6 protein-coding genes are annotated in these 13,833 nt (G+C 43.3%); all 6 read left to right on the top strand.

Going from position 1 to position 13,833, the window contains the following annotated elements:
• Window positions 1-33: 33 nt before the first annotated feature.
• Genes R7E00_RS07655 through R7E00_RS07630 form a run of 6 tightly spaced genes read left to right on the top strand, consistent with a single transcriptional unit; the run spans window position 34 to window position 13,668 of the window.
• Complete coding sequence (locus tag R7E00_RS07655) at window positions 34-7,416, top strand: Ig-like domain-containing protein (RefSeq protein WP_318124420.1); 7,383 nt, start codon at window positions 34-36, stop codon at window positions 7,414-7,416.
• Window positions 7,413-9,584 carry a type I secretion system permease/ATPase gene (locus R7E00_RS07650; RefSeq protein WP_262606094.1) on the top strand — a complete coding sequence of 724 codons (2,172 nt, stop codon included), beginning with the start codon at window positions 7,413-7,415 and terminating at the stop codon, window positions 9,582-9,584. The genes R7E00_RS07655 and R7E00_RS07650 overlap by 4 nt, the downstream gene beginning before the upstream one ends.
• On the top strand, window positions 9,581-10,894 hold the full coding sequence (locus R7E00_RS07645) for an HlyD family type I secretion periplasmic adaptor subunit (RefSeq protein ID WP_047102180.1): 1,314 nt from the start codon (window positions 9,581-9,583) through the stop codon (window positions 10,892-10,894). Before R7E00_RS07650 ends, R7E00_RS07645 begins: the two co-directional genes overlap by 4 nt.
• A 15-nt stretch (window positions 10,895-10,909) precedes the next feature.
• Window positions 10,910-12,223: a TolC family outer membrane protein gene (locus R7E00_RS07640; RefSeq protein WP_005377756.1), complete on the top strand. Its 1,314-nt coding sequence runs from the start codon at window positions 10,910-10,912 to the stop codon at window positions 12,221-12,223.
• Window positions 12,216-12,836, top strand: a complete 621-nt coding sequence (locus R7E00_RS07635) for an OmpA family protein (protein WP_054574113.1) — start codon at window positions 12,216-12,218, stop codon at window positions 12,834-12,836. Before R7E00_RS07640 ends, R7E00_RS07635 begins: the two co-directional genes overlap by 8 nt.
• A complete protein-coding gene (locus R7E00_RS07630; protein WP_054574114.1) occupies window positions 12,826-13,668 on the top strand; it encodes a hypothetical protein in 843 nt (280 codons plus the stop codon). The genes R7E00_RS07635 and R7E00_RS07630 overlap by 11 nt, the downstream gene beginning before the upstream one ends.
• Window positions 13,669-13,833 lie beyond the last annotated feature (165 nt).

Below are 13,833 nucleotides of genomic sequence, written 5' to 3'. Positions count from 1 at the left end.
GCGATTGATCATGGTGTAGGTCAAGATGAGCTGGTGACTAACGTATTGGTTGAAAGCATTCAAAGTGATGCTGACGGTACACAAGAGACGGTTGTGGCACCGTTAACGATTACTATTTATGACTCTGATCCGGTGATTAGAGATGACACATACTCAGTCGTAGAAGATCAAACAATTACGGGCAATGTACTTGAAAATGATATTGATCTTGATGGAACACTTTATGTGAAACTTGTAGAGGCTGGCGGGGAGCAGAAGTCAATTCTAGAGGGGGGATCCGTAAGTTTTAATTTAGAAAAAGGCGAATTAACCGTATTTTCTGATGGCTCTTGGCAGTTTGATGCAGGTCGAAACCTAGATCATTCGGTCGAGCAAAGTGTTTCTTTCAGCTATTTAGCTGCAGATGACTCCCAAGACTATGGCTTGGCTAACGCGACCATTGACATTACTGATGGACAAGCAGGTTACGTAGGCAATGCGACTATAGACGTAACAGAAGTCCCTTTGGATGGCCCGATATTGAACTTTGAAGGAACTGTCAATATTGTCGCGGGATCTGACAACCCTGATCCGAGTAGTTTGTATTTCGGTGGGTCATCTATTACTAAGTTAGAAGCATTAGGGCTTACAAGCTCAGTCTCTGATAATGAGCTTAGCTACACGTTAAGTTCCAGCGGAAAGCAAATTACAGCATTTGCGAATGGTGTCACTGTATTTACGTTAACATTGAGTGGCGTTGAGTCGGGTAACGATGTATTAGCTTCAATTTCGCTTACTCTTGAGCACCCTATCGATCAATTCAATAGCAGTGATACGGTCACTTTCCCGTTGACCATTGGTGGCGTAGATTTAGATGCCACACCGCTTGTAGAGAATGAAATTGACTATGTTCTAAAGGATGGCGCAGACCCAACTTTAAATAATTTGAATGGGGTAGAAGTAAAAGAATCTGATCTCGCAAATGGAAGTGTGTTGAGCTCAGGGAATTTTCAAGTTGAGGTTGGCAGTGATTACCTCGAATCTTTGTCGTTCATCGTCTCTGAACAACCCTTGTTGACGAGTGGTGAACAAGTTGTGCTTTATCAAGTCTCTGCGGATGGCAAAACACTTGATGGTTATATTCTTGACGAAGATGGGCAAACTCAGATTCCCATCTTTCAAGCTACCCTCAATGCTTCATTACCTATTGATGCAAATAGCGACATTACCTACTCCTTTGAGCTTTTTCAGGCTCTCGACCAACAAGAAAATACTGATCCAAACGTGCCTCTCGTTGTTACTGCAATGGACTCAGACCAAGATAACACGTCGGTCGTTTTAGACATTAATGTGATGGATAACGACAATGGACAAGCGCTAATCAATAGTGGCAATGTCGAGTTGACCGAAACACCTGTCGATACAAACATTGCTCCTGATGGGGTTTCAGCCATAGCGAATACGGATGTGATAGTTACGTCATCATTCGATCCGATTGTGTATCTGGGTGTTGACATAAATGATGGAGATACTGTCAAAACTACGCTTGGTGATGCTGTTACTTATAACGGAGAGGCTGTCACTTGGTACGATAACAATGATGGAAGCTTTGACGCAATTTCAGACACTGGAGACGTTGTATTTAGGGTCACGTTACCTAGTGACTTCTCTTTGCCATCAAATGATACGTCTACCGTTAATGTAACTGTAGAGCTTTATCACTCGCTTGACCATGTTTTAGGTGATGGGACGCAATTGTCGATCTCTATGCCCATCGTGGCGAGAGATTCTGATGGAAGCGAGATCTCTACGGAGTCCAACATACTGGTCTATGATGGCTTGTTTCCGGAACTAGTAATTACAGAGGGAATCACAGTCAATGAAAGCGGGTTGAATGATGATTCGCTTGATTCTGGCATCGAGGGCTCGTCACCATCCATTACGCTATTACAAGGTTCAGACTCTATCGCCAGTGTGAGCGTGAATATCGATATGTTCAATGCGCTCGGCTATAAAACAAGTAGTGGTAGCCTGGTTTCGCTTGATTCACCGGACTCGAATGGTTGGTTATATGCAAGAGATGAAAGCGAGCAAGACGTCTTTAGAATTAGATTTAATACCGATGGGACTGTCGAGTTTGATCTATACCGTGCACTTGAACACGATGAACCTGACGGTGTTCCAGCGGACGAGAACACATTAGAACTCAGTTTTTCAATTTATGCCGTTGATAAGGATGGCGACCAGTCTGAAGCTGAGACATATACCGTTAGTGTAGTAGATGATATCCCTGAAGACACAAGCTCACCAATAGAAATTGAACTTACCGAGGGGGATGAGTTTTCGGGAAACTGGTTTAGCAATAATGCCGACTTAATCAGTTCAGATGGCACGTTGATTTCAAGTTTGACCTATGCAGGTGAAACATACGATACGGCGAGTTCGGTATTTAGCAATGATGCTTGGACCATCGATTTAATCAATAGTAGTGATGGTAACTTAAAATATGGAACGCTGACTATTGCTCAAGATGGGACATTTACGCTAACTACCGAGCTTATTGTTAATACGCCTGTAGGTGGTTTGCTTGATGATCTAACGATAACTGTGACGGATGCAGACGGTGACCAAGCAAGCAGTGAAGCTCAATTAATTCTTGATGATGCCAGGGGTTTTATTCGAACCGTTAATGTAGATACGTTAGAAGATAATGGCGCGAATAATAGTGGAGACCCCACGCCAGTCGCGTTACCGATTAGAGTTTCTCCTGGGGATACGGAGAATAATGAGCGTGTTGAAGCGATAAGGATCTCTGTTGAATCTCTACAAGGAGGGGCTCTGTTTTTAGACGGAGTGCGCCTTGAAGATGATGATAATGACGGATTTATTAGTCTTTCTGGTACAGAGCTAATGGGGGTGGGTATATTCACCGTTCCAAATGGTGATCTCACTTATCAACCAGCGCTAAACCTGTCGGGCAACACTATCAAAGTTTCGTTAGCAGTGTCTGCATTAATCGTATCTGATGTCGAACCAGATGGTTTTGTATTACAAGGCAATAACACGTTAAATGTTAACGTCTTACCGGTTGCAGATTTGCCAGAGTGGTCTAATGATTCGGACTTTTCTTATCAAAGTGTTGAAGATTCCGCTGAATCACTTTCGCTCAATATTGTCGCTGAAAAGTTTGACCAAGACGGTTCTGAAACGCTCCACTACCAAATTTCGAATATTCCAGATGGACTTATATTAACACTTAACGGAAGTGCTATTGAGGAAGGGAAATCGTATAGCCAATCCGAGTTAGATCAAATTGAAATCACATCTAACGAAAACTTAGCCGGAAGATTTACTTTTGATGTAACGGCAGTAACGACTGAGTCGGGTAGTGTGTTTGCCGATGAGCAAGATAAAACAGCGGAGATCACTGAGCAAGTTGTTATCGATATATCTCCAGATGCCGATGTGCCTGCGCTGACCGTTAAAAACATTCAGGGGCTTGAAGACCAAGCGATTGACTTAAAAGAGTACATCTTAGGGCGGCTCACTGACACAGATGGCTCGGAGTCTCTGTCTTATCGCATAGAAGTTCAAGATGGTTGGACATTGCCTGTCGGAGCTGGGATTACGCTTATCGGTATTAATACCTACCTAGTGACCTCCAATGCTCTAGCCAATTCGGAGGCGTTACTTCAACCAAAATCGGATATCAGCTCATTTACTGAATCTCTATCCCTTCAAGTAACCGCCATTTCAACAGAGTCGACTATTGATGGCTTAGCACCTCTTAATGAAACCGCCGAGAGCCAATCTGCAACCATTGACATTAAGCTAAAAGGCGTGGTCGATGAACCAATTGTCCTAGATGGTGGACAGGGGAATTGGCAATATGATCAAGCGACTAAAGTAATTAGTAATCTCTCTACGTTAGACGAAGATAACCTGATACAACTGGATTTTATCATCCAGACATCAGACGACGATCTATCAGAAGAAATTAATATCTTGCTTCAGAACATCCCTGTGGGAACACAACTGACAGATGTAAATGGTGACCCTATTGCTCTTCCAATTGCATACGTGGACCCAATAACGGGGCCAGTTTATCAGGTCTCGAACGCTGTTCTTGAAAACACTTACCTCAAAACAGAGCAAGATTTTAGTGGAACACTGAGCATGGATGTTATCGTCGTTTCAACAGAGCCGGATGGTGATTCTGCTGAAACCCCTCTTAAAGTGGAAATGGAAATCTTACCTATTGTTGATCAAACTGACGGTCAAGAATTACAAAGCAATGGTATTGAGGACAATTTCATCACACTAAATCTTGAGCCTGTCGTTAATCAAGATATAGATTCTAGTGAGTCCTTGACAGGATACACCATTGTATCCATTTCAGATGGCTTAACACTTTACTTTGATGGTAATGCAGTAGAGGAAAGTAATTTACCGTTAGAACTCAATGAACTACTCGATGGTAGCTCGGCAACATTATCTGAGTTGTTAAACAGTGGACGAATCACTGTAAAAGCTAATGAAGACCTAAGTGGGACGTTTAGCCTGGAAGTTCAGTACGAAGTGACAGACACGTCTCCGACGATGGAGACTGATGTAAAGGCAATCAATGGCTCTTTGAGCGTCGTGGTTTCTGGAAAAGTGGATATTGGTAATGAAGATATTGACAAAACACGTTTAGAAGGCGCGACTGAACTATTCACAAGTACGGATGGGTCTGCTGTTGACGTGAGTGGAGGCATTACATTTACAGAAGCGGATATTGATGGTTCAGAGTATCTCGATTACATCGTTTTACAGATACCGCAGGGTCAAGACCTCATTGTTACTCATCCGAATGGTGCTTCTCAAGATGCCGATGGGAACTGGCTGATTCCAATGGAAGGAATCACAAGTGATAGCGTGTTGGAAACCGCTCAAGATTTGCTTGCTGGCGCATCGATTTATAGCCCATATAACACAGAGATACTTGATGTGAATGTGTTAGCGTATGTTCGAGATGGAACGGATGCTCAATACATCACAGGTCAGTTCCAAATTCAAATTACTGGCCATGAAGGAGATGGAGACCAGTGTGCTGATCCTGGTGAACCGGGAAGCGTTCAAAGTGGGGATATTGTAGGTAAAGAAGGTGAAGATGTCTCAATTGGGGCGTTTTTAAACCCTGATGTGGCGAGTAGTGATGATAACTTAGTTTCCTTCTTTGTCGCCGCAGATTCTTTACCTGAAGGAGTCGAGCTTACTGGCGAAGGTGTGATACCTGCTTATGATAATACGGGCAATCTGTTGGGTTATTCAATTTCTAGCGCTGGATTGTCTTCCTTGACGCTTACTGGCGTGGATGAGGACTTTGCTGGTTGCATTACTTTCAATTTAGAAGTGACAGAAACGGCCCCATGCGATGGTGACTCGAAAACAACCGCTCAGACCATTACGGTACAAATCTCTCCTGTTGTCGATGATATCGCGATAGCACCAAGCCAAGTTACGGTTCAAGAAGATACTATAACCAACCTGAATCTTGCTCTTGTATTGGGCGATAGTGAAGGGCCAATGCAGTCCATTACTGGAGAAGGTGACGCAGCGACTGGCCTTGAAAGTGTCAATTGGGTTTCTTTATCGGTGTCTGACGAGAATGCGCGGTTTACTGCCGTGGACCCGAGCCTACTCATTGACAACGGTGATGGAACATGGGTAGTGACAGATGTTACGCGTCTAAACGAAATTCAGTTAATCCCACCTGAAAACTACAGTGGAGAGCTTGTTATTTCCGTTGACGCAAACATTACTGATGAAGTCACGGGAAGTTGTTTAAGTACTGACAGTGCGAAAGATACTCAAACTAAATCAACAGAAGTTACCGTTACCATTGCCCCAGTGGTTGATAAAGCGGTTCTGGAAACAGAAGACGTAGTTGGTAATGAAGATAATTATATTTATTTAGGAAACTTATCTGCATCATTAATCGATCAAGATGGTTCTGAGTCGATGTCTTTGGTCATGACAGGAGTGCCAGACGGAGCCGTGTTGGTTTGGGACAATAATGGGACGTTCGAATTACTCCCTGATAACGGTTCAACGGATGGTGAGAGCAAGGAGTGGCAGCTAACTCAAGCACAACTTGATAAGGTTTACTTTCTACCGCCACTAGATTTTAGTGGGGATATTTCATTAACACTGCAAGCTATTACCCAAGAGTCTGGATCAAACGACTATAACTATACCACTTCTCAGTTCAACGTCGGCGTAAAACCGATTGGCGATGATGTATCTTTGAATACAACCTCTAACACGTTCACTGGAGATGAAGGTGATTCCATTTCGATTGACTTTTTAGCGAGCGGTTTTGAAACAAATAGCAACGAATATATAGAAGTGTCGATGTTGATCAAAGCAAGCTCTGAACCCTCTGCATTGGAAGGCTTAGGTAGGATTCGTATTGGAACTCAATTCTCATCCTTTACCTTCGATGACGCGGGCAATGCCGTGGCGACGGTATTAGTGCGAGCAAATGAAGTGTCAGGTTTGGAGTTCATTCCGAAGGATGCATTTGGAACGATGGATGTTGCTCTCAATGTTAGAACGTTTGATCAAGCGATAGTGTCAGAGACACTCGAAACCGATTTTGGAGATGTGCAAACTACCGATCTAACCATTGTTGTTACCCCTGAAGCTGATGAGCCAACACTAACGGCCGATTATCAGTCTATTGTGTCTGAAGCGTCTGGGAGTATTCCTTTGGGGTTGAGCATGAATTTAGTCAATCCTGCACCCGAAGAGTTTGGAAGTGTGGAGATTCGCGGATTACCAACAGATCTAGAGTTGAGTCATGGTGAAAGATTGAACGGCATTTATACTGTTGATCAAGAGGATGTCGCTGATCTTTCCATCGTTGGCGGGTTTAGCGGTGCAAGTGATTTTACGTTGTCGATAAAACCGATTGCAACACTGGGTGCTACAGTCGCAGAAGGTGCTGCTCAGACAGTCAATGTTACCTTAGTGGAAGAAGGGGGCCAAACATTACTTGCGACAGATGCTAATGATTTGCTTATTGGAGGAAGTGGCAGCGATGTATTCCAGTTTGACAGTTCAGGGCTCGGTAACGAGTTAAAGCCCTCGTACGATGTGATCAACGATTTCCAAATATCCGTTATTGGTGATGATAATGACACAATTGACATCGCCTCGATAATCACCGCTACCTCGATAACAGAAGTCGATAATAAGCTCGATTTAACAGAGAATGATGATGGCGTAACGCTTCACATAAAACCAGAAGAGACGGGGACAAAACAACAGATTCTTATGCAGGGCGTCACTCTCGATCAGCTTTACAAAGGTGACTCGACTGGCGTAGCCGAAGAAAATGTCTTACAGAAGATGATTGATGACAACAACTTGCTAGTAGGTGGTATGTCATGAAGCATCACTCATCCTCATCAAGTGAGCTGACTAACGATCCTTGGGGGCAATCGTTAACTTGGTTGATGCGTTATTTTGAGGTTAGACACCATACAAAAAAGGTGCTTTCTGGATTACCTCTTGTTGAGGGTAGATTGGATAGTGACTTATTCATCAGAGCCGCTGAGCGAGCCGATCTTGAACTCACATTAATCGATTTAAAATCCACCGCAATGTTGAGCTTTCCATTGGTGGTAATCAATAGGAAGACGTTACAACCCGCTATTATATCTGAGCGACATAACAGCGATTATCAAGTCACGTTATTTAGTGAAGATCAAGGTGAAACGCAATACGTCACGAGCGAGGAGCTGCATAATCAATTCCAGCCTCAAGCATGGCAAGTTTCTATGCGTCCAGAGCTGGACAAACGGATAAGTTCTATTCAAGCGGATTATAATGAACATTGGCTTTTCGCCGTAGTGAAAGAAATGTCTCCGTGGTATCGAGATCTTTTGATTGCCTCTTTCCTTATCAATACGCTAGCGCTAGTTATTCCGCTTTTCACTATGAACGTTTACGATCGTGTAGTGCCTAATCAAGCTTTCAGTACATTATGGGTTTTGGTCGCTGGTGTCTCCGTCATGATTATTTTTGATTGGCTATTGCGTAAAGCAAGGGGAGTTGTCACTGATACCGCGGGTAAGTACATCGATAACAAGCTTTCTTCGATACTTTTTTCTAAAGTTATGGGGATGAAACTTGAACACCGTCCTGCATCAGTCGGTGCATTCGCTCGACAACTACAAGATTTTGATAGTGTTCGCGATTTTTTTACTTCTGCATCTCTTGTGACCTTAGTTGATCTCCCATTTACGTTGTTATTTTTAGTCTTAATAGGTTGGCTAGGTGGGGCAATGATGTTCATACCTATTGCCGTCATGTTTACCCTGCTGATCCTTGGCTTTGCGGTAAAAGCAAAAATAGAACAATCACATACGGAAAGTGCTGCACTATCCATGAAGCGACAAGCTCACTTGTTTGATTCATTGTCCTCTTTAAAAGAGATTAAGCAAAATAACGCTACGGGAGAAGCACAAAAGCGTTGGGAGCAAACGGTATCCATGCTTTCTGATTGGCAAAATCAATCGCGAAACTATTCGAATATCGTTGCTTACTCCATTCAATCTAGCCAGCAGATAATTACCGTAATGTTACTTGTAACAGGCGTGTACAGAATTTCTGAGGGATTGCTCAGCATGGGGGGGCTCATTGCTATTGTCATGCTTAGCGGTCGTGCTGCAGGGGCGATTAACCAGTTAGCTATGCTGTTACTTCGCTATCAACAGACAAAAACAGCGGTTGAAGGCTTAAATTCTATCATGTCTTTACCTCAGGAGGCGCAACGCAGTCAGGTCATTACGTCTGCCGAATTTACAGGGAATATACGTTTAGAAAACGTGAGCTTCCAATACCCAGATGTTGATATGCCATGTTTGAGAGATATTAATCTTACTATCAAGCAAGGCGAACGCGTTGGCGTTATTGGTAGTGCAGGAGCAGGAAAGTCTACACTCCTTTCTATTATTACCAATCAACTCAGTGCCTTACAGGGTAGCGTTTATTTTGATGACATTGACAGTCAGCTTTGGCCCGTCGAATTGATAAGAGAGAAAACGGGTTGGGTTGGCCAAGATTCGCATCTTATATACGGCAGCATTATGGAAAACATAGTATTAGGACATCATGTTATTGATCAAGAACGATTACGCCGTGCGATAGAATTATCGGGTTTGAACCAGTACATGAGTCGCCTTCCTCATGGTCTAGAAACGCAAGTCGGAGAAGGAGGGCGTTATTTGTCGGGGGGGCAAAGGCAAGCTGTAGCGATTTCAAGAGCTTTTTATCGAAACCCTGCAGCATTAATTTTAGACGAGCCAACCAGCTCCTTAGACCAGCCTGCTGAGAATGCATTGTTTAATGCTCTCAAATCGTTGCCGCACTCGACGACGATGATTATTAGCTCTCATAAACATTCCTTATTATCGCTTTGTGATCGAATTGTTGTGCTTGATAAAGGCACAATTTTGAGGGAAGGAGCGCCCCAAGAAATTTTTGCTAAACAACAGTCTAACGCGAAGACGAACAGAGTACGCGCAGTATCAATTGTACGCGAAGGAGGTCAATGATGAGCACAGTTCGTTGGAGTAATGCTCATTTAGCAAACCGTTCGAGAACGTTGATTTGGTTGTCTGCCGCGTTAGTGCTGAGTGTGATTATTTGGGCCTCGTGGGCGAGGTTAGACGAAGTGGTTGTCGGCGAAGGAAAAGTTGTTCCTACTTTGTCTGTTCAGACTATTCAGAGCTTAGAGGGAGGCATTCTAAAGGAGTTACTTGTCATGCCTGGTGAAAGCGTCACTAAGGGGCAAACCATCGCTATTCTGGATGATACAAGGTTTAAGTCGACCTATTCGGAGACCTCTGAACAAGTTGAATCTTTGCTCGCCAGAAAGCAGAGGCTTCAAATTGAATTAGAAACGGTAAAAGTGAATAGCCTCCAACTGGATTGGAAACAACAAGTGAGTATCGAGCCTCAGACATTTGATATTTCGATGACCGGCCACTCTGCCTATCTGAATGCCAAAGCAAACTATCTTGAGCGGTTGAGCCAACTGGAGTCTGAGCTGGAGGAGGCTAAATTGCGAATTGAGCAACAATCGCAAGCTTATCTAGATACCTTGAATACCATTCAAACACTAAAAAGCAGTCTGGTTATTGTCTCGAAAGAGCGAGATATGCTGAGAGAGGTGGTTTCTAGTGGCGCGGTAGCTGAAGTGGAATTATTAAAACTGAATAGAGACGTTATAAAGCTCAAAGGAGACATCGCGAGTTCACAAGCTGCTGCCCAAAAGCAAAGGGCTGTGTATTCTGAATCCATCGCAGATTATCGTGGTACTGCGCTTGCTTTTAGGGCAGAGGCACAAGGGCAGCTCAATGAAGTTGTGACGCAACTAGCGCAGCTCAATGAAAGTCGTCAGGCGATTGCGGACCAGTTGAATCGAACGCAGTTACTTTCTCCGGTCGATGGAACCATCAAAGATGTTTTTGTCAGAACCATCGGAGGTGTGGTTAAGCCGGGTGAGCCTATTTTAGAAATAGTCCCTCGTAATAGCACGTTAATCGTTGAAGCGAGAATTTCTCCTCAGAATATCGCCTTCATAAGGCCTGGCCTGCCGGCAACGGTAAAGTTGTCTGCCTATGACTTTGTCATTTACGGAGGCCTAGAAGGAGAAGTGACCTACGTAAGCGCCGATGCACTTCAAAATGAAGAGGGCAATGCCTACTACCGTGCCAACGTTACTTTCAAGGTTGATGATAAGTTTACGATCATCCCGGGAATGCAGGTTGTGGTAGACATTCTTACAGGAGAAAAAACAGTACTGAATTATTGGTTAAAACCTATATTACGTGCGAAAGAGAATTCGCTCAGAGAAAGATAGACATAAGGATATAAGATGCGGCTTAAATCAACGTTATTGGTCTTGTTTGCAGTATCATCGTCGCCAAACGCTTTGACTTTAGAAGAGTCAGTTACGTTATCTCTCGATAGCTCCCCCAGTTTGCTTGCTCGCTATTCTCGCTATGAGTCGATGGTACGAGACCGAAATGCCATAAATGGTTCATTTCTTCCCCAGGTTAATTTGTATGCAGCAGCAGGGTACGAAGGTACTCGATATAACAACGGAAACTACATCGACAGTGAAGATAGAACATTAGAAAGAACGGAGATGGGCGTAAGAATCTCCCAACTGTTATTTGATGGATTTAAAACAAGTGCTGATGTTGATCGCCTATCTTACGAGGCTGAAGCTGAACGCTTGGACTTATTGGCATCTGCGGAAAATGTTGCATTAGATACTGTCAGAGCGTATGTGGATGTTTTACATGCCCGAGAGTTGATGAAACTGACAGAAAGAAACCTAAATGAACACCAAGAGATCTACCGTTTCATTCTAGATAAAAAAGAAAAAGGTTTAACCAGCAACTCCGACTTAGCGCAGGTTTCTTCGCGTGTCGCGACAACACAGTCCTCATTGATTGCCGCCCAAAACAATCTTTCCGATGCTAGAACAAGATTTGTACGTTTGGTTGGTCGAGCGCCGCAAAACTTAGTTGAGCCTGTTTACCCGCAGGAATTGCTTCCGAATAAGCTTGACGAAGCACTCAAACAAGCGGTTAGGTTGCACCCATCCATACAGTCGGCGATGAAAGATTTAGAGGCGGCTCGACATGAAGTAAAAAGAGAAAAGGGGGATTACTACCCAGAGCTCAAGCTTGAGCTGTCAGCCAACAAAACAGACAACGTGGATAATATTGAAGGCATTAACGAAGATGCAAAGGTTATGCTGACGGTCAACTACGATCTTTTTAACGGCTTTTCTACAGACTCCCGAGTGGAGTCATCTGCCTGGCGAGTAGAGGAGGCGAGGGCTATTCGAGCAAATGCAGAACTAGATGCGAATGAAGGTGTAAGGCTGGCATGGGACGCACATACATTGCTTCAACAGCAAATGGAGTTTTTAAAAGTCAACGTTGATGCGGCGAAAGTAACTGAATTAGGGTACATCCAGCAGTTCAATGTAGGGCGACGCAGTTTGTTAGATGTATTAGATGCCAAAGTTGAAACGTTTGTTGCGAGACGGAACTATACCCGAACAAAGTACGATCATTTGGTTGCCACTTACCGTTTATTCAACTCGATGGGGATTCTGACTTATGCGTTGCGAGTTGAGTATCCAGAGAACTGGAAGGAGAACAATAATGGATAAATTCGCAGTGACGAGTCTTCTAGTTTTTATGTTAGCAGGCTGTGCTGAATCACCGAATACGACGTTGACCACTTACCAGTACAACGACCTTAAAGACAATGATAGTGATGGCGTGATAAACCAACGAGATAACTGCGCAGATACGCCAAAAGGTGTCGTTGTTGACAGTGAAGGCTGTGCGAATTGGGTCAACGACTCGCAGACACACCTGATCAGTTTTTTCTTTGCGATGGATGAGCATCAGGTAACGTCATCTCATGATATGCCGCTAAGCGAGTTGAAAGCATTGCTTCAGAGTAACCCAAATGCGCAAGTCATACTGATAGGAGACACAAGCCCTGAAGCGTCACTCGAATACAACAAAGCGTTGGCAAAGAAAAGAACGGCAGCTATACGAGAATTGCTAGTGAGAAACGGCATTCAAGACAATCGAATTGAAGAGCAAGAGTTTTATCAGAATACGGCATTGACGGTACAACTAAAAAAACGGGAAAGACGCACAATTGCTGTTGTAAACACGAAAGCTGAAAGTACTGAACAAGCGTGGACTATATTTAGTTCGGACAGCGAGTTGACACCTAATTCGAAGTTGGAGTTGAATTATGAAAATTAAAGTCTTGCCTTTCCTTGCTCTAACTTCATGTTTGATTTCACCGCTGGCATTTTCTGACTCTGAGGCTCGAACATCGATTTTTGTCGAACCAGAGATACTAGAAACGATAGAAACATTGATAGATGAGCCAAATGTAAATGTAGCGCTTGCATCTCAGTCTGGTGGTTTTAACGACATGCTAAATGACGGAACCTCTATTGCGATCACATCTAAGAAATGGTCAGATGAAAACATCTCCCGATTTCAACGAGAAAGAGGCCACAGGCCTACACGTTTGTTTTTAATGGCAAACGCTATTGTCGTAATCAATAGTCAAAAGAGTACGGTAGATAGTTTTTCCGTTAGTGAATTGAAACGCTGTGATGCAAATACGTATGCTTTCGGGGAGATGCGTTTAAGTAACCCAGATGTGAGCTCTAATGGTTGTCAATCATCGATTCAAATGCTTGATGAAGACCGATTGAAACGGGCTTTAAGCGACGACTTGTCAGCCAAAGCTTATATGCGATACTCCGATTTTAAATACTCAGAACAGTGGTCGAGCTACAAGGCTCTCTCTGTTCATCATAATGATGACTCATGCTCTTTGAGCACAGATTGTATCTATTCTCTTCGCTATCCATTTTCCGTGGTCTATTACGTTTATATAAATAAACAATTCGACACTAATCAGAAGATCAAAAAATCAAAGCTATTTGAACTCCTTACAACCGACCACAATACACAACAAGTACGAAATGCTGGGTTTATTCCACTACCAAAAGCGCTTATTAAAAGAAATAGAGTGAAGTTAGGGCTAGATGAGCCAGTTGTTTTAAATGGGTATAAATAAACTTCATACGCCTAACTATGTGGGCTTGAGTGAACGTACCGTCCTAGGAAGTTTTGCCTTGCTGCTCATTTATCTTTGGTTAACCTTTGGTCAATTGAGTTGATTGTAAGTGGTTTTGTTGGTAATTTTTCTATTATTGTGGCAAGTTTACTTAAAACCACTTAA

The organism is Vibrio sp. Vb1755, assembly GCF_033338635.1.
GTDB lineage: Bacteria > Pseudomonadota > Gammaproteobacteria > Enterobacterales > Vibrionaceae > Vibrio > Vibrio alginolyticus.
The sequence above is the reverse complement of the archived record's forward strand: the minus strand, read 5'-3'. Positions and strand labels throughout refer to the sequence as shown.

Excerpts from the sequence above, each read along its gene's own strand:
- R7E00_RS07645 (WP_047102180.1), top strand. The coding sequence starts at position 9,581 with ATGATGAGCACAGTTCGTTGGAGTAATGCTCATTTAGCAAACCGTTCG.
- R7E00_RS07630 (WP_054574114.1), top strand. The coding sequence starts at position 12,826 with ATGAAAATTAAAGTCTTGCCTTTCCTTGCTCTAACTTCATGTTTGATT.
- R7E00_RS07650 (WP_262606094.1), top strand. The coding sequence starts at position 7,413 with ATGAAGCATCACTCATCCTCATCAAGTGAGCTGACTAACGATCCTTGG.
- R7E00_RS07635 (WP_054574113.1), top strand. The coding sequence starts at position 12,216 with ATGGATAAATTCGCAGTGACGAGTCTTCTAGTTTTTATGTTAGCAGGC.
- R7E00_RS07640 (WP_005377756.1), top strand. The coding sequence starts at position 10,910 with ATGCGGCTTAAATCAACGTTATTGGTCTTGTTTGCAGTATCATCGTCG.